Source organism: Streptomyces sp. NPDC059009 (assembly GCF_042740175.1).
Lineage (GTDB): Bacteria > Actinomycetota > Actinomycetes > Streptomycetales > Streptomycetaceae > Streptomyces.
The window spans coordinates 170,052-187,196 of the sequence record NZ_JBHYJB010000002.1 but is presented as its reverse complement, the minus strand read 5'-3'; the positions used below and the strand labels follow the sequence as shown (position 1 = coordinate 187,196).

Sequence of the window (17,145 nt, the reverse complement as noted above, 5' to 3'; positions counted from 1 at the left end):
CTTCGTTGTGGGCGGGGGCCGCCAACGGGTTACACCCGCCCTGGGCGTTGTGGGGGCACTGGGGCAAACCCTCCCGCTTGGGGCGGGGCCCCCCCCCGCCCCCCCCGCCACGTGCCATTCTCCTGAGACGCCGCGTTTCAGGGGCATAGGTGGTGCGATATGGGGACATCGCTGCGGGCAACACGGGGGGCCTTAAGGCTGGCCGCTGTGGTGTTGTCGATGGGAGTCGTGGTTCTCGGCTGCGGGGGCGGCGGGGACGATGACGACTCGGCGGGCGGGGGGTCGACGGGCGCGTCCGGAGGGGGAGTTGCCGCTTCCGGTGGGGGCGTGTCCGGAGGGGGGAGTGAGACCAACGGGGTCAGTGGTGCCAGTGGTTCCGGCACCACCAGCGGTGCCAGCGGGGGCAGTGAGTCCGGTGGGAGCGGTGGGAATGGCGGGAACGGTGGTGTCGTAGGCGGGGGCAGCGGCAACGGCGGGGGAAACGGCGGCGGCCACCCCAAGGTCCCCGTCTCACCGCTCAAGATCCCGGACATCCAGGTCAGGGGCCGCTACTTCGACGCCGTGACCCCGGGGGGCCAGCAGACCTGGGAGATCATCGAGGACGCCTTCCGCGACAGGTGCAAGGACCACACGGTCTGCGTCCACCTCGAGCGCAGGTATGACCCCGTGGACGTCCCGGAGGCGACGGAGTGCGGGTTCGTGAAGACGGAGCCGGCCAAGGACGTCGAGGTCACACCCGGTCCCGGCACTGTCGTCTACATCGTGGGCGAGGGCCCGTGCGCGGGTGGAACTCCCCCTCCGGAGGAGTCCGTTGAAGGTGGTGCCGGCTCGCCCGGTGACAGCACGCCGCCAGGAGGCAGCACGCCTCCTGTGAACGGGAGTTCGCCCTCCGTCAGTGGGCCATGACGCTGCCACCGTCCGCGCCGGAGGACCCCGCCGCACCGAACTCGACCGGACTCGGCAGACTGTGGACCCTCCTCGGCACCGTCGTCGCGCCGACGACCCTGGTCACGGCCCTGCTCTACTACTTCGGGTGGAACCACGCGTGGTGGTTCTTCAACTACTTCGGGGTCAGCTCCACCGTGCTCGGCTTCAGCACGGTCGACTATCTGATGCGCTCCCTCGACGCCCTGTTCATCCCGATGACGGTGACCGCGGGCGGGGGGCTGCTCGCCTTCTGGGGGCACGATCTGCTGCGGCGCCGACTGGCCCGCGGAGCCGAGCCACGGGTGCTGCGGATCCTGGTACCCGTCCTGGCATGCATCGGCGCGGTGCTCGCCCTCGGCGGCTTCTGGGCCGTCGTCTCCCCGGCCTTCTTCCTCAACCGGGCCCTCGTCCTCGCCCCGCTCAGCCTCGCGCTCGGCGTGGCCCTGCTCTCCTACACGCTGCATCTGTGGAGGGTTGTGCTCAACTACCGCTGGCGGGACGACAGTTCACAGGACCCAGCAGGCCCAGCAGATCCAGAAGACCCAGCCGACCCAGAAGACGCTGACAACCCACCTGCATCACCGACGCCAACCCCAACCCCAACACCGCCCCCACCCCCCACCCGCCCCGAATGGGCCACCCTCGCCGAGTGGGCCATCGTCTTCTCTCTCATCGGCCTCAGCCTCTTCTGGGCGGCCACCAACTACGCGGCGGCGGAAGGCGAGACCCGGGCACGCCGTTTCGTGGCGGGCCTGCCCACCGATCCGTACGCCATCCTCTACAGCGCGGACAGCCTCAGCCTGAGCGCCCCGGGTGTGCGGGAGACCCGGTGCCATGACGCCAAGGCCGCCTACCGCTTCCGCTACGACGGGCTCAAGCTCGTGCTGCAGTCGGGCAATCAGTACGTCTTCGTGCCCGAGCGGTGGACCCCGGTGGACGGAGTGGCCGTGCTGATTCCGCGCTCCGACTCCGTACGCCTGGAGTTCGCGCCGCCGACCGCCGGCGGCGCGCAGCCTCCTCACCCCAGGTGTTGAAAGGTGTTGACCTGTATAGGTGTTGACGCGTTCGACTACTCGGGCTTGTGGTCGGGACCGCCGAAGTCCGGACTCGAGAAGTCCGGGCTGCTGAAGCTCGGTCGCGGCCCCGCCCCGCCGGCGCCCCCGTCCGGGCTGCTGAAGCCCGGGCGGTGATAGCCGAGTTGGGGCATCCGGTTGTTTCGCTCGGCCGATGCGGTACGGGCCGCGGCCGGGCCTGCCGGGTCCACCAGGGCCTCCTTCAGGAACGGCAGAATGCCCCGCTCCAGAAGGGCCTCGCCCCAGGCTTCCCTGGCCCGTGCCACCTCCGCGTTCCGCTCGCCGTGTGCGCTGGCCTGCAGTGACGTCGATCCGTTGCGCAGGGCCGTCAGGAGCAGGCCGATCGCGGCGACGAGGATCGCCGCGGCGGTGAGCGCCCCGAAGAGCCAGCCGGCCGTGAGCAGCGTGTCGGCGAAGGCGGGTTCGGGGTTGAGCATCTTCAGGATGTACCCGACGAGCAGGAAGATCGCTGCGGCCGTACCGGCCAGCACGGGAGCGAGTACGGCGACGACCGCGACGGCTCCTGCGCCCGCGGTCTCGGCGACCTCACCCATGGTGGCGAGCCCGACCGCGCCCGCTGCGGGCTCCGAGGAACTCGGTCCACCTCCTTCACGTATCGAAGAGGAGACGGGAGGGCCGGGATCGCGCAGCTGTGCCCGGACCTTCACGTAGTGGTGGTACTCAGTCGCCGCGGCCGCGGTGATCAGCGCGGTGGCGTTGAGCGCCATGGTGCGCAGCTGCTCGGGGTTGAGCCGCTGGCCCACCGCGGAGAGTTCCGGACGGTGCGGTGCGGTGCGCAGCGCCTCATCGAGGATCCGCTCGTACTCGGGGCGGTCCTCATTGAGCAGGTGTGGCGCGCTGTTCATGTGCATCCCCCGATGCTCCGTAGGGCTTGGGGCTCGCGCATGGCTACGAGCCGTCGGGCAGAAACGGAGGGGAGCCTGCTACGGATAAGCCGATGGTAGAGCCGTGACGGCACGCGGTGACAGGGGGTTTCCGGAAATTGGCCCGCTGGCCAGCGTGATCCTGTAGTGGAGCGCCTGCCCGATGAACGCTCAGCTATCCAGGGGGAGTTGCTGGACCAGCAGCTTTCCGGCCATGGTCACGCCACCGTCCATGGCCACGGCCAGACCGCCCGCGTAGACGTGCGGGCCCTCGATGACGGGGCCGCCGCCGTCCTCCTCGTCCTCCGAGCCGACGTCGCCCAGGAGATACGGGATGGGGCTGTGACCGTGGACGATGCGGCTGCCGCCGTACACATCGAGCAGTTCGCGGACGGCCGCGGGGCCCGCCTCCTCGTCGCGGAAGGCGAAGCGCTTGGTGAACTTGCGGAAGAGGTCCCAGCACTCGTCCGCGTCGTTGCGCGTGAGGGTCTCGCGGACGGTGTCGTTGACCGCCTCGATGGAGTCGCCGTAATCCAGATAGGCGGTCGTGTCCGAGTGCACCAGGAGGTGGCCGTCCGCCTCCTCCATCGCGTCCAGGCGGGCCATCCACTGCAGATGGTGGTCCTCCAGGCGCTCCATGTCGGTCTTCTGGCCGCCGTTGAGCAGCCAGGCGGCCTGGAACGTGGCGGTGCCCGCGCCCGAGTTGACCGGGGTGTCCCCGAACCGCTTCGCGCCGAGCAGCAGCAGCTCGTGGTTGCCCATGAGCGCCTTGCAGTAGCCGCCGGCGGCCGCGGCCTCGGCGGACAGGCGCATCACGAGATCGATGACGCCGATGCCGTCGGGCCCGCGGTCGGTGAAGTCGCCGAGGAACCACAGGCGTGCGTTGCCCGCGGACCAGGCGCCGTCCTCGTCGATGAGGCCCTTCTCCTGGAGGGCGGCGACCAGCTCGCTCAGATAGCCGTGGACGTCGCCGACCACGTAGAGCGGGCCGAACTCGTCGCCCGCCGGCGCGGCCGGGGGCTCCGGCATGGGCTGCACCTGCACCTGAACCGTGTCACCGCGGTTGATGACGGGCAGGTCGCGCTGGGTGGGGGTGTAGCCCTCCGGCTCGCCCGGACTCTCCGTGGAGCCGGGTCCGGGATGAGCGGGCACGGCCTCATGGACGTACGCCGGTACGCGGAAGTCGCGCAGCGTCGCCGTCCGCACATCGGGTCCCTGACCGGCCCCCTGAGTCATCGACCCCTCCACCACCATTGCGCCGCATCTGCACCGGGATCGGACTGCCTGGTCGCAGCGGCCCGCGGTGTCGTCCGCCCATCATAGGAATGCGGCTCGCGCTGTGTGGTGCACCAGGGGTGGTGAATCGGTGCGGAGCACCAGTTCACCGAGGTTTTCTCCCGAATTGGCCCGAGCTTTCCCCGCAGGTCGCCCCAGGTCGTTCGGGGTTGGACGGCCTCAGCCGGGTTCGGGAGAGCGCGGTGGGCTGACCGTGGTGCGGGGCGGACGTCGCTCGGACGAGGTGCGCACGATCAGTTCGGTCGGTATCACCTGCTCGACCGGGTGGCCCGAGTCGAGCCCCTCGATCGCGTCGATGAGGAGCTGGACGACCGCGGTGCCGATGCGCCGCGGCTTGAGGGAGAGCGTGGTGATGGGCGGCTCGGTCGTCGCGTACACCGTCGACTCGCTGCAGCACACCAGGAGGAGGTCCTCGGGGACCCTGAGGCCATAGCGGCGGGCGGCGGCGAGCAGATCCGTCCCGTTCGGGTCGAAGAGGCCGTAGACGGCGTCCGGGCGGTCGGGGCGGGCAAGCAGCCGGTCGGCGGCGACGGCCCCGGCGCACGGGTCGTGGGCGGGGTAGGACTCGTACACCGGGTCCTGGCCCACGCGCTTGCACCAGCGCAGATACGCGGTGGTGGACAGGTGGGTGTAGGTGTCCGTGGTGGTGCCGGTGAGCAGGCCGATACGGCGGGCGCCTGCGTCGGCGAGGTGGTCGAGGATCTCCAGGACCGCGGCCTCGTGGTCGTTGTCGACCCAGGCCGTGACCGGGAGCGAGCCCGCCGGGCGGCCGTCCGAGACGACCGGCAGTCCCTGGCGCACCAGTTCGCTGACGACCGGGTCGTGGTCGGACGGGTCGATCACGACCGTGCCGTCCAGGGCCACGTTCGACCACACGTCCACGGGGCTGCGGCGTGAGGTGGCCGGAAGGATGACCAGGGCGTAGCCCCGGGCGAGCGCCGCGGAGGTGGCGGCTCTGGCCATCTCCGCGAAGTACGCGAACTCGGTGAAGGTGAACGGTTCATCCCCGTATGTCGTGACCGTCAGGCCGATGAGGCCCGACTTTCCCGTACGGAGCGTGCGGGCCGCCGCGGAGGGGCGATAGCCCAACCGGTCGGCGACCTCGCGGACATGGCGTCGGGTGGCGTCCGGGAGCCGGCCCTTGCCGTTGAGTGCGTCGGAGACAGTCGTAATGGAGACACCGGCGGCGGCGGCGACGTCTCTGATGCCTGCTCGACTCTGCCGGTTGCCCCGGCGGGAGGTCTCCGCTCGGCTCACCTGGTGCTTCCCTGCTGCTGTCATGGCGAGCCGATAGTAGGGCTCATGAGCGTGGGTAGCAGGGGCGCATATGCACGCGTTGACAGGCACGTTTCTGCATGGTGTTACTCCCTCAATGACCTTGGAATGCAAGGGAGTTGAGAGGGTGGAGAGGTGACGGCGCCTGATCGTCGCGCACCGGCCTGGTGAATGCGCGAGGTCTCGAAGAGGTCTCAACTCACCTTCACGGGTGATGCGCGCCACGGAGCGAGCCACCGGCGCACGGGGGCGCATGGGGCGCTCCCCCCATCCCGTACGCCGATGCCCGGCGACGGCCGGGATCCGGTGCGCCTCCGGTACGCGGATCTCTCCGGCCCATTCGCAGGGAGGCGGAATCCTCATAGGGTGAGCAGTATTCGATCCGGCCATACCGGCCACGAGGCCCCGGACCCCGAGTGATCCGGCTCTGAGGAGGACTGCGGTGAGCGAGACGAGCCCCAAGCTGCGCGCCGAGCTGGAGGGTATCCCCACGTACAAGCCCGGAAAGCCCGCCGCGACAGCGGCGGACGGACCGGTGGCGTACAAGCTGTCCTCGAACGAGAACCCGTATCCACCACTCCCCGGCGTCATGGACAGCGCGATCACCGCGGCCGGGACCTTTAACCGCTACCCCGACATGGCGTGCACGGGCCTGATGAGCGAGCTGTCCGAGCGGTTCGGGGTGCCCCTGTCGCACCTCGCCACGGGCACCGGCTCGGTCGGTGTGGCCCAGCAGCTGCTGCAGGCCACCTCGGGGCCGGGCGACGAGGTGATCTACGCGTGGCGGTCCTTCGAGGCGTACCCGATCATCACCCAGGTGAGCGGCGCGACCTCGGTGAAGGTCCCGCTCACTCCGGGAGAGGTGCACGACCTCGACGCGATGGCCGCCGCCATCACGGACCGCACCCGGATGATCTTCGTCTGCAACCCCAACAACCCCACCGGCACAGTGGTCCGCAGGGCCGAGCTCGAGCGGTTCCTCGACCGGGTGCCGAGCGACGTCCTCGTGGTGCTCGACGAGGCGTACCGCGAGTTCATCCGCGACCCCGAGGTCCCGGACGGCATCGAGCTCTACCGGGACCGGCCGAACGTCGCCGTCCTGCGCACCTTCTCCAAGGCGTACGGCCTCGCGGGCCTGCGCGTCGGCTTCGCGGTGGCCCATGAGCCGGTGGCCGCGGCGCTGCGCAAGACGGCGGTGCCGTTCGGCGTGAGCCAGCTGGCGCAGGACGCGGCCGTGGCCTCGCTGCGCGCCGAGGACGAACTGATGGGCCGCGTCGGCTCGTTGGTGGCCGAGCGCACGCGTGTGGTGGAGGCGCTGCGCGGGCAGGGCTGGACCGTGCCCGAGACGCAGGCGAACTTCGTGTGGCTGCGGCTCGACGACCGCACGGCCGACTTCGCGGCGGCGTGCGAGCGGGCCGGCGTGGTCGTGCGCCCGTTCCCGGGTGAGGGGATGCGGGCCACGATCGGCGAGACCGAGGCCAATGATCTGTTCCTGCAGACGGCCGAGGCGTTCCGCAAGGAGCTTTAGCCGCTGGGCAGTTGACCAGCGACCGAGTCAACTGGCGGGCTGTTTCACGTGGAACGGCCCGCCATCGGTCTTCAGCCGACCAGCTCGACGCGGATCGGGTCACCGCTGCGCACGGTGGCCAGGACACGGGCGTCGCCGTCGAGGCTGCCGAGCAGGTTGCACGGGCTCGCGAGGCGGCACTCGTCGCCTCGCGAGATCGGCGTCGGCCCGTACGGCAGGGCGAGTGCGTCGCCGTCGGTCCAGAAGGCGACCGTGCCCGGGTCGACGACCTGCTGGGCGCCCTCCTCGACGGGGACGCTGACGCCCGTGTCGAAGTAGACCTCCTCGCCCCAGGTGTTGGCGGTGGAGGAGAGCGGCAGGACCTTGCCCAGGGCCTGGGCGGTCGGAGTGTCCTCGAGGGTCGCGGTGGTGTGCCCGGCGGGCCAGGAGATCCGTATCTGCATGCCGCGGATTCAACAATATGTTGAAGTTCTTGGGAACCCCTTCGCGGTCCCTCCGGGTAAGGGGACCCCGCTTTCGGATGCCGACAACGCGTACGACATAATGCTTGTGAATGTGAACGCGTTCACAAGCGTGTCCTAGTTGCTCCCGTGATGTCTGTGACATAAGGGGCAAACTGCCGCTATGACCACGGCACGTAAGGAGAAGTCGACGTGGACCTGGCTCTAGCGCCGGAGACCCTGGCGCGATGGCAGTTCGGTATCACCACCGTTTACCACTTTCTCTTCGTTCCCCTGACGATCTCGCTGGCCGCCCTTACGGCGATCCTGGAGACGGCATGGGTGCGGACAGGCAAGGAGCACTACCTCCGGGCGACCAAGTTCTGGGGAAAGCTGTTCCTGATCAACATCGCCATGGGCGTCGTCACCGGCATCGTCCAGGAGTTCCAGTTCGGCATGAACTGGTCGGACTACTCGCGGTTCGTCGGTGACATCTTCGGGGCGCCGCTCGCCTTCGAGGCGCTGATCGCCTTCTTCTTCGAGTCGACGTTCATCGGGCTGTGGATCTTCGGCTGGGACAAGCTCCCGAAGAAGCTGCACTGCGCGACGATCTGGGCCGTCTCGATCGGCACGATCCTGTCGGCGTACTTCATCATGGCCGCCAACTCCTTCATGCAGCATCCGGTCGGCTACAAGATCGTTGAGCGGGACGGCACCAAGCGCGCCGAGCTCACCGACTTCGCGAAGGTGCTGTTCCAGGAGACGACGCTCGTCAACTTCTGGCACGTGATCAGCGCGTCCATCCTGGTCGGCGGCGCCTTCATGACCGGCATCGCCATCTTCCACCTGCGCAAGAAGCAGCACATCAAGACCATGCGGATGTCGCTGCGGCTCGGCCTGGTCACGGCGCTCGTCGGCACGATCCTCACGGTCGTCAGCGCCGACACCCTCGGCAAGGTCATGTACGACCAGCAGCCGATGAAGATGTCGGCGGCCGAGGCGCTGTGGGACTCCGAGAAGCCCGCGCCGTTCTCGCTCTTCGCGTACGGCGACGTCTCCAAGGGCCACAACGACGTCGCCATCGAGATCCCGGGGATACTGTCGTTCCTCGCCAAGAACAACTTCAGCGCCGAGATCCCCGGCATCAACGACATCAACAAGGCCGAGCAGGAGAAGTTCGGGCCCGGCGACTACCGGCCCAACATCCCCACCGCGTACTGGTCCTACCGCTGGATGATCGGCTTCGGCGGCGTCTCGATGATCCTGTGCACCGTCGGACTCTGGCTCACCAGAAGGAAGTTCTGGCTCGCGCCGGAGCACCACACGGGCGAGGACGACATCCCGAAGCTCATGCTCACCAAGAACAAGGAGCTGGCGCCGAAGCTCGGCACCTGGTGGTGGAAGCTCTCGCAGTGGACGCTGATCTTCCCCATCATCGGCATCTCGTGGGGCTGGATCTTCACCGAGACGGGGCGGCAGCCCTGGGTCGTCTACGGGGTGCTGCGCACCAAGGACGCGGTCTCGCCCGGGGTCTCGCAGGGCGAGGTGCTCACCTCGCTGATCGTCTTCACGCTGATCTACGCGATCCTCGCCGTCATCGAGGTCAAGCTCATGGTCAAGTACGTCAAGCAGGGCCCGCCCGAGCTGACCGAGGCGGACCTCAACCCGCCCACCAAGATCGGCGGTCCGGGCTCCGGCAAGGACGATGACGACGCCGACCGGCCCATGGCCTTCTCGTACTAGGAAGGAGAGACACGGATATGCAACTCCATGACGTCTGGTTCGTGCTCATCGCCGTCCTGTGGATCGGCTACTTCTTCCTGGAGGGCTTCGACTTCGGGATCGGCATCCTCACCAAGCTGCTCGCCCGTGGCCGGCCCGAGAAGCGGGTCCTGATCAACACCATCGGGCCGGTATGGGACGGCAACGAGGTGTGGCTGCTCACCGCGGGCGGCGCGACCTTCGCCGCCTTCCCCGAGTGGTACGCGACGCTGTTCTCCGGCTTCTATCTGCCGCTGCTGATCATCCTGTTGTGCCTGATCGTGCGCGGTGTGGCCTTCGAGTACCGGGCGAAGCGGCCCGAGGAGCGCTGGCAGCGCAACTGGGAAGAGGCCATCTTCTGGACCTCCCTGATCCCCGCCGTGCTGTGGGGGGTCGCCTTCGCCAACATCGTGCGCGGCGTGAAGATTGATGCCCACAAGGAGTACGTGGGCAACTTCTGGGACCTGCTCAACCCGTACTCGATCCTGGGCGGGCTCGTCACGCTGACGCTCTTCACCTTCCACGGTGCGGTGTTCGCGGCCCTCAAGACGCTGGGCGACATCCGGGTGCGGGCGCGGAAGCTGGCGCTCGGGCTCGGGCTGCTGACCGCCGTCCTCGCGCTCGGGTTCCTGATCTGGACCCAGGCGGGCAAGGGCGACGGCAAGAGCCTGGTGGCGATGATCGTCGCCGTGGTGGCCCTGGTCGGCGCCATCGGGGCCATCAAGGTGGGGCGCGAGGGCTGGTCGTTCGCGCTGTCGGGGATCACCATCGCAGCAGCCGTCGCGATGCTCTTCCTGGCGCTCTTCCCGAACGTCATGCCGTCCTCGCTGAACCCCGACTGGAACCTCACGGTCACCAACGCCTCGTCGTCGCACCTGACGTTGAAGATCATGACGTGGTGCGCCGGCATCGCGACGCCGGTCGTGCTGCTCTACCAGTCGTGGACGTACTGGGTGTTCCGCAAGCGGATCGGCACGAAGAACATCGCGCCGGATCCGGCTCATTGAGGAATGAGGGGTGGGCGGTGACCGCCGCCCACCCTCCAACTGACCATCTGTTCATGGTCATTGGGAGGGTGTGTTTCACGTGAAACCGATCGACCCGCGCCTGTTCCGGTACGCCCGTGCCACGCGACTCTTCCTCGTCGCGGTGGTGGCGCTCGGCGCCGCCGGGGCGGGCCTCGTCGTCGCCCAGGCCATGCTCATCGCCGAGGTCGTCGCGGGGGCCTTCCAACGGGGGCTCTCAGCCGATGACTTGGCGACCCCACTGGTCCTGCTCGCGGTGGTCGCGGTGGGTCGGGGGCTGGTCTCTTGGCTCACCGAACTCGCCGCGCACCGGGCGAGCGCGGCGGTCAAGTCGGAGCTGCGGGGGCGGCTCCTGGAGCGGGCGGGGGCGCTGGGGCCGGGATGGCACATGGGGTCTCCCCGGCTCGAGCGAGGTCGAGAGCTTGGGGAATCGCAACGGACGGGCTCGCTGATCAACCTGGCCACGCGCGGTGTCGATGCGCTGGACGACTACTTCTCGCGCTATCTGCCGCAGTTGGGGCTCGCGGTGGTGGTGCCCGTGGCGGTGCTCGCGCGCATCGTCACCGAGGACTGGGTGTCGGCCGCGATCATCGTCGTGACGCTGCCGCTGATCCCCGTCTTCATGATCCTCATCGGCTGGGCGACGCAGTCCCGGATGGACCGTCAGTGGCGGCTGCTGTCCCGGCTGTCGGGGCACTTCCTCGATGTGGTCGCGGGATTGCCCACCCTGAAGGTGTTCGGACGGGCCAAGGCGCAGGCCGAGTCGATCCGGAAGATCACGGGCGAGTACCGGCGGGCGACGATGCGGACGCTGCGCATCGCGTTCCTGTCGTCGTTCGCCCTGGAGCTGCTCGCGACGGTCTCGGTGGCGCTGGTCGCCGTGACCATCGGGATGCGGCTCGTCCACGGCGACATGGACCTGTACGTGGGTCTGGTCATCCTCGTGCTCGCGCCGGAGGCTTATCTGCCGCTGCGCCAGGTCGGCGCGCAGTACCACGCGGCGGCCGAGGGGCTCGCGGCGGCGGAGGAGATCTTCGAGGTCCTGGAGACCCCCGTTCCGCAGGTGGGGGCCGGAGCGGTGCCCGAGGGCGGCGCGCTGAGCGTGGAGGGTGTCACGGTCCGCTATCCCGGGCGGTCGGCGGACGCGGTCTCCGGGGCGTCGTTCACGGTGGAGCCCGGTGAGACCGTGGCACTCGTCGGGCCCAGTGGTGCGGGCAAGTCGACGCTTGTGAACGTGGTGTTGGGGTTCGTGGAGCCCTCGGCAGGCCGGGTGCGCGTCGACGGTGTCGATCTGGCGGAGATCTCCCCGGAGCGGTGGCGGGAGCGGGTCGCGTGGGTGCCGCAGCGGCCGCACCTGTTTGCCGGGACGGTCGCGGAGAACGTGCGCCTGGCGCGGCCGGACGCAGACGAGACAGCGGTGCGGCAGGCGCTGGAGGAGGCCGGGGCGCTGTCGTTCGTGGAGGCGCTGCCCGCCGGGCTCGACACCGTGCTCGGCGAGGACGGCACGGGACTCTCGGCCGGACAGCGGCAGCGGCTCGCGCTGGCCCGGGCGTTCCTGGCCGACCGGCCCGTGGTGCTGCTCGACGAGCCGACGGCCGCGCTCGACGGGGAGACCGAGGCGGGCATCGTCGAGGCGGTGCGGCGCCTCGCGGTGGGGCGGACGGTGCTGATGGTGGTGCACCGGCCCGCGTTGTTGTCGGTCGCGGACCGGGTGGTGCGGCTGGCGGCTGCGGGGCTGGACGGGCCTGTGGAGCCGGACGGGTCCATGGCGCTGGACGGGCCCGTGGAGCTGGACGGGCTCGTGGACAGGGGGCTCAACGCATCGGTGGTCGCGGCGAGTTCGAGTCCGTCGGGCGACCTCGATGAGGTGACGGGGCCGGTCGGCCGGGCGGCCCGCGCGGAGGAGTCCCGTGCAACTGGAGTGGGAGCGGCCCGCGTACGGGCAGGCGGAGCCCTGACCCGCGTACGGGCCGACGGGGCTCTGACCCGCGTACGCAAGGAGGCGGCTCAGCGGAAGGGCAAGCTCGCGCTCGCCCTGCTCCTGGGCGCGCTGGCCCTCGGCAGCGCCGTCGGGCTCATGGCCACCTCCGGGTGGCTGATCTCCCGGGCCGCGCAACAGCCGCCCGTGATGTACCTGATGATCGCGGTGACGGCGACCCGCGCCTTCGGGATCGGCCGGGCCGTCTTCCGGTACACCGAGCGGCTGGTCTCGCACGACGCGGTCCTGCGCATGCTCGCCGACACCCGGGTGGCCGTCTACCGGCGCCTCGAGCGGCTCGCGCCCGCGGGGCTGCGCGGCGCCCGCCGGGGCGATCTGCTCTCGCGGCTCGTCGCGGATGTCGACGCCCTCCAGGACTACTGGCTGCGCTGGCTGCTGCCGGCCGGGGCCGCCGCCCTGGTGAGTGCGTCGGCCGTGGGATTCACCGCGTGGCTGCTGCCCGAGGCGGGTGCCGTGCTGGCGGCCGGGCTGCTGGCCGCAGGTGTTGGAGTGCCGCTGGTCAGCGGTGCCGTCGCGCGCCGGGCGGAGCGAAGGCTGGCTCCCGCGCGCGGGGTGCTCGCCACCCGGGTCGCCGACCTGCTGACCGGGACGGCCGAGCTGACCGTCGCGGGCGCGCTGCCCCGGCGCACCGCCGCGGCCAGGGACGCCGACGCCGCCCTCACCCGCATCGCCTCGCGGGGCGCCACCGCCACCGCGCTGGGCGACGGCCTCGGGGCGCTGGTCTCCGGGCTCACCGTGGCCGCCGCCGCGCTCTTCGGGGTGCGGGCCGTGGCCGACGGGCGGCTCGACGGGGTGGCGCTCGCGGTGGTGGTCCTGACGCCGCTCGCCGCGTTCGAGGCCGTCATGGGGCTGCCGCTGGCCGTCCAGTACCGGCAGCGCGTCCTGAAGAGCGCCGAGCGCGTCCACGAGGTCCTCGACTCCCCCGAACCCGTACCGGACCCCGCCGTCCCCGCACAGCCGCCGCAGGACCCCTTCCCGGTGCGTCTGACGGGGCTGTCCGCCCGCCACGAGGGCCAGGAGCGGGACGCGCTCGCGGAGGTGGACCTGACGGTGGAGCGCGGGCGGCGGATCGCCGTCGTGGGCGCCTCCGGGTCGGGCAAGACGACGCTCGCCCAGGTGCTGCTCCGCTTCGTCGGGGTGCGCGCGGGGACGTACACGCTGGGCGGGACGGACGCGGCCGCGCTCGACGGGGACGCGGTGCGCTCCCTGGTCGGCCTGTGCGCCCAGGACGCGCACATCTTCGACAGCTCGCTGCGCGAGAACCTGCTGCTCGCCCGCAAGGACGCCGCGGACGGCGAGCTGTGGGACGCCCTTGTACGGGCCCGGCTCGACGCGTGGGTGAACGGGCTCCCGGAGGGGCTCGACACGCTGGTAGGAGAGCACGGGGCACGGCTCTCGGGCGGCCAGCGGCAGCGGCTCGCCCTGGCCCGGGCGCTGCTCGCGGACTTCCCCGTCCTCGTCCTGGACGAGCCCGCCGAGCACCTCGACCTGCCGACCGCCGACGCCCTCACCGCCGACCTGCTGGCCGCGACGCGGGGCCGCACGACGCTGCTGATCACGCACCGCCTTGCCGGACTCGACGCGGTGGACGAGGTCGTCGTGCTCGACGCCGGGCGGGTGGTGCAGCGGGGCGCGTACGAGGACCTGGTCACCGTGGACGGGCCGCTGCGGCGCATGCGGGAGCGGGAGCGGGACGCGGACCTGCTGGCGGTGGCCGCGGTGTGAACGGGGACGGGGACGGGGCTTGAACCGGCGACGGGGCCTGGACGGAGGTCGGGCCTGGACGGGGGACGGGGCTGGACGGGGGACGGGGCTGCTGTCCTGGGCCGGGCCGGGCTGTCCTGGGGCGAGGCCGGCGGCTTCGGGAAGCGGCCTCGCGAGGCGGCGCCCGACCTCGACTTTCCCCACGAAATAGGACTAACTAGGCTCAAAGCATGTCAGCACCCTCGGCCTCCTCCGCCGCCCCGCCCCCCGACAGCTCCCCGGACTCGGCGGAGGCGGCGGCGCAGGCGACCCGCAGCCTCCAAGGGCTGTCGACCGAGCTGACCGCGCGCGTGCCGCAGCTCCTGGAGGCCATGCGCTCCGTGGGCACCGGCCTCGAACTGCACACCACGCTCGACCGCATCTGCGAGACCGCCGCCGAGCTCGCGGACGCCCGCTACGCGGCCATCGGCGTCGTCTCCGAAGAGGGCGACGGTCTCTCCGACTTCGTCTACCACGGCATCGACGCGCAGACCGCCGAACGCATCGGCCGGCTGCCCGACGGGCACCGGGGGCTGCTCGGCGCCCTCATCCACCACCCGCAGACGCTGCGTCTCGCCGACCTCTCCGCCGACCCGCGCTCCTGCGGCTTCCCGCCGCACCACCCGCCGATGCACACCTTCCTCGGCGTCCCCATCCGCGTCCAGGGCGAGATCTTCGGGAACCTCTACCTGACCGAGAAGCGCGACGGCGGCGAGTTCAACGACTACGACGTGCACATGGTGCGCGTGCTCGCCACGGAGGCGGGCATCGCCATCGGCAACGCGCGCCTGTACGAGGCGGCCAAGCAGCGGGAGCGCTGGATCGACGGCTCCGTGGCCGTCACCACCGCCCTCCTGTCGGGCAGCGACGCGGACGACGCGCTCGCCGTCGTCGCCGAACAGGCCCGCCACCTCGCCGACTCCGCCGCGGGGATCGTGCTGCTGCCCGACGAGGAGGGCGGCATGGAGATCGTCGCCGTCTCCTCGGAGGAGCCGACCGCGGCCATGGGCGTCGTGGTGCCTCCGGAGAGCCGCATCGTCGCCGATCTCCTCAATGGAGAGGCCGTGTTCATCGACGACGCGGGCAGCGACCCGCGCGTCCTCACCGATCTCGCGCGGGGCTACGGGCCCGTCATGATGCTGCCGCTGCAGAGCGACGGACGCGTCCTGGGGACCCTCGTCACGCCCCGCGCGCGGGGAGCACGGCCCTTCTCCGAGGCCGAGCGGACCCTGGCCACCCAGTTCGCCTCGCAGGCCGCGCTCGCCCTGATGATGGCCGAGGCCCAGCGCGACCGGGAGCGCCTCGCGGTGTACGAGGACCGCGACCGCATCGCGCGCGACCTCCACGACCTCGTCATCCAGCGGCTGTTCGCCACCGGGATGATGCTGGAGGGCGCCCAGCGCAGGTCCGTCGTGCCCGAGGTCCAGGAGGGCGTCGGCAAGGCCGTCGACGAGCTGGACGTGACCATCCAGGAGATCCGCACGGCGATCTTCGCGCTCCAACAGGGGCCCGCGGAGGCGCCGTCGGGGCTGCGCACCCGGGTCCTGCGCGAGATCAACATGGCGGCCGTGCCGCTCGGCTTCAAGCCCACGCACCACTTCGTGGGGCCCGTCGACACCGTGGTCGGCGAGCTCACCGGAAAGAACCTGATCGCGGCCCTGAGGGAGGCCCTGTCCAACGCGTTCCGGCACGCGGAGGCCGCCCGCATCGACGTCGTCGTGGACTCGACGGTGCTCCTCCCCGACGGCCGGCAGGGCGTGCGCCTCACGGTCGCGGACGACGGCGTGGGCATCCCCGAGGGAGGTCGGCGCAGCGGCCTGAAGAACCTCAAGCGGCGAGCCGAGTCGCTCGGCGGCGACAGCTGGTACGGCCCCGGCATCGGCGACGACGGCGCCGGCACGACGGTGGTGTGGCAGGCCCCGTACTGAGCTCCGTACTGAGCCTTGGACAGAGCCCTGGGCGGCCGATCCGTGGGGGCGTACCGGCGTACCGGCGCCCGCGTGCCCCTGTTCGGCGGTACGCGGCTGCGCCGTACGAGGCACTCGCTCCCCCAGGTGCACGCGTGGGGCAGGTCCCGGAGTCGACGGCGGGGCAACGATCCGTGACATGCGTCCGAGTCGCCCGAGCCATCGTCGCCCGCACCTCGTGTCCCTCCTGCTGTGCGCGCTGCTCGCCCTCGGCTGTCCCCCGGCCGCCGCGTCCCAGCTCCCCGGCGCCAGTGACCCGGACGCCGGTGATCCCGGCGTCAGCACCGAGGTGGCACGCCTCTACGAAGAGGCCGCCGCGGCGACGCAGCGCTACGAAGAGGGCCGTCAGGCCGCCGAAGTGCAGCGGGCAAAGGTCCGGAAACTGGACGGACTGCTCTCCACGGAGCGGCACGAGGTCGACGTCCTCCACGGTGACCTCGGCCGCATGGCCAGTGCCCAGTACCGCACCGGCGGCGGCCTCTCCTACACCGCGCAGCTGCTGCTCGCCGACAGCCCCGACGAACTGCTCCGGGGACGGCACGCCCTCGCCCAGGCCGACCTCGCCGTGAACAGCGCCGTCAGCCGGACCCAGCAGGCCGTCGGCAGGCTCACCGGCGCCAAGAAGAGGGCGGAGGCGGCACGGCGCTCGCTCGACCGGCGCACCGCCCGCCTCGCCCGGCTCAAGCGGGGCATCGAGAAGAAGCTCGAGACCGCCCAGTGGACCCTCCAGGGCCAGGCCGACCGCTCGGTCGCCGCGGGCGCGTGCCGGGGCGCCGTCCACCTCGACCAGCCCGAAACCCGCTCCACGCGCGCGTGGGTGACCCCCGTGGAGACGTACGAACTCTCGGCGGGCTTCGACAGCGCGGGCGAGCGGTGGGCGCACCGGCACACCGGACAGGACTTCGCGGTGGGCATCGGTGCACCCGTGCGGGCCGTGGGCGTGGGCCAGGTGGAGAGCGTGTCGTGCGGCGGCGGCTTCGGCATCGAGGTCGTGATCAGACACCCGGGCGGCTACTTCACGCAGTACGCGCATCTGGCGGCCGTCACCGTCGACCAGGGCGACCGGGTGCGCCCCGGACAGTGGATCGGCCAGGCGGGCACGACCGGCAACTCGACCGGTCCGCACCTGCACTTCGAGGCGAGGCTCACGCCGTATCTGGGCTCGGGGGTCGACCCGAAGGCGTGGCTGGCGGAGCGGGGCGTCAGGATCTGACCTGCGCGGGGCGT

General features: G+C 71.0%; 12 protein-coding genes. 8 read left to right on the top strand and 4 right to left on the bottom strand.

The annotated features are described in order from the left end of the window. Positions 1-159: 159 nt before the first annotated feature. Entirely contained in the window at positions 160-906 is a 747-nt protein-coding gene (locus ACFWYM_RS02685; RefSeq protein ID WP_384829123.1) for a hypothetical protein, read from the top strand. After that, entirely contained in the window at positions 903-1,961 is a 1,059-nt protein-coding gene (locus tag ACFWYM_RS02680; protein ID WP_384829121.1) for a hypothetical protein, read from the top strand. The genes ACFWYM_RS02685 and ACFWYM_RS02680 overlap by 4 nt, the downstream gene beginning before the upstream one ends. Positions 1,962-1,996: 35 nt before the next feature. Here the strand turns inward: ACFWYM_RS02680 and ACFWYM_RS02675 are convergent, their stop codons facing one another. The 3 genes from ACFWYM_RS02675 to ACFWYM_RS02665 all read right to left on the bottom strand — a co-directional run bounded on the left by ACFWYM_RS02675 (position 1,997) and on the right by ACFWYM_RS02665 (position 5,461). Next, positions 1,997-2,872 (bottom strand): hypothetical protein, encoded by an 876-nt coding sequence (locus tag ACFWYM_RS02675; protein WP_384829119.1) that lies wholly within the window; start codon positions 2,870-2,872, stop codon positions 1,997-1,999. 183 nt (positions 2,873-3,055) lie between these two features. Next, positions 3,056-4,120, bottom strand: a complete 1,065-nt coding sequence (locus ACFWYM_RS02670) for a metallophosphoesterase (RefSeq protein ID WP_384829117.1) — start codon at positions 4,118-4,120, stop codon at positions 3,056-3,058. A gap of 219 nt (positions 4,121-4,339) precedes the next feature. Beyond that, complete coding sequence (locus ACFWYM_RS02665; protein ID WP_384829115.1) at positions 4,340-5,461, bottom strand: LacI family DNA-binding transcriptional regulator; 1,122 nt, start codon at positions 5,459-5,461, stop codon at positions 4,340-4,342. 436 nt (positions 5,462-5,897) lie between these two features. Between ACFWYM_RS02665 and hisC the strand changes: the two genes are divergently transcribed. Further along, the gene (gene hisC, locus ACFWYM_RS02660; protein WP_384829113.1) at positions 5,898-6,983 is read left to right on the top strand and encodes a histidinol-phosphate transaminase; all 1,086 of its coding nucleotides are present in this window, start codon (positions 5,898-5,900) and stop codon (positions 6,981-6,983) included. 71 nt (positions 6,984-7,054) lie between these two features. Here the strand turns inward: hisC and ACFWYM_RS02655 are convergent, their stop codons facing one another. Further along, complete coding sequence (locus ACFWYM_RS02655; protein WP_384829111.1) at positions 7,055-7,426, bottom strand: cyclophilin-like fold protein; 372 nt, start codon at positions 7,424-7,426, stop codon at positions 7,055-7,057. A 210-nt stretch (positions 7,427-7,636) separates the two neighbouring features. On the opposite strand from ACFWYM_RS02655, the gene ACFWYM_RS02650 reads away from it, so the two are divergent. From ACFWYM_RS02650 to ACFWYM_RS02630, 5 genes are all read left to right on the top strand, one after another. Next, entirely contained in the window at positions 7,637-9,166 is a 1,530-nt protein-coding gene (locus tag ACFWYM_RS02650; protein WP_384829109.1) for a cytochrome ubiquinol oxidase subunit I, read from the top strand. 17 nt (positions 9,167-9,183) lie between these two features. Next, positions 9,184-10,191: a cytochrome d ubiquinol oxidase subunit II gene (cydB, locus tag ACFWYM_RS02645; RefSeq protein WP_384829107.1), complete on the top strand. Its 1,008-nt coding sequence runs from the start codon at positions 9,184-9,186 to the stop codon at positions 10,189-10,191. Positions 10,192-10,270: 79 nt separating this feature from the next. Continuing rightward, on the top strand, positions 10,271-13,933 hold the full coding sequence (gene cydD, locus ACFWYM_RS02640) for a thiol reductant ABC exporter subunit CydD (protein WP_384829105.1): 3,663 nt from the start codon (positions 10,271-10,273) through the stop codon (positions 13,931-13,933). 209 nt (positions 13,934-14,142) lie between these two features. Beyond that, positions 14,143-15,879: a GAF domain-containing sensor histidine kinase gene (locus tag ACFWYM_RS02635; protein WP_384829103.1), complete on the top strand. Its 1,737-nt coding sequence runs from the start codon at positions 14,143-14,145 to the stop codon at positions 15,877-15,879. 178 nt (positions 15,880-16,057) lie between these two features. Then, a complete protein-coding gene (locus tag ACFWYM_RS02630) occupies positions 16,058-17,131 on the top strand; it encodes a murein hydrolase activator EnvC family protein (protein WP_384829101.1) in 1,074 nt (357 codons plus the stop codon). Positions 17,132-17,145: the final 14 nt, after the last annotated feature.

Excerpts from the sequence above, each read along its gene's own strand:
- ACFWYM_RS02685 (WP_384829123.1), top strand. The coding sequence starts at position 160 with ATGGGGACATCGCTGCGGGCAACACGGGGGGCCTTAAGGCTGGCCGCT.
- ACFWYM_RS02680 (WP_384829121.1), top strand. The coding sequence starts at position 903 with ATGACGCTGCCACCGTCCGCGCCGGAGGACCCCGCCGCACCGAACTCG.
- ACFWYM_RS02675 (WP_384829119.1), bottom strand. The coding sequence starts at position 2,872 with ATGCACATGAACAGCGCGCCACACCTGCTCAATGAGGACCGCCCCGAG.
- ACFWYM_RS02670 (WP_384829117.1), bottom strand. The coding sequence starts at position 4,120 with ATGACTCAGGGGGCCGGTCAGGGACCCGATGTGCGGACGGCGACGCTG.
- ACFWYM_RS02665 (WP_384829115.1), bottom strand. The coding sequence starts at position 5,461 with ATGACAGCAGCAGGGAAGCACCAGGTGAGCCGAGCGGAGACCTCCCGC.
- ACFWYM_RS02655 (WP_384829111.1), bottom strand. The coding sequence starts at position 7,426 with ATGCAGATACGGATCTCCTGGCCCGCCGGGCACACCACCGCGACCCTC.
- cydB (WP_384829107.1), top strand. The coding sequence starts at position 9,184 with ATGCAACTCCATGACGTCTGGTTCGTGCTCATCGCCGTCCTGTGGATC.
- ACFWYM_RS02635 (WP_384829103.1), top strand. The coding sequence starts at position 14,143 with ATGTCAGCACCCTCGGCCTCCTCCGCCGCCCCGCCCCCCGACAGCTCC.
- ACFWYM_RS02630 (WP_384829101.1), top strand. The coding sequence starts at position 16,058 with ATGCGTCCGAGTCGCCCGAGCCATCGTCGCCCGCACCTCGTGTCCCTC.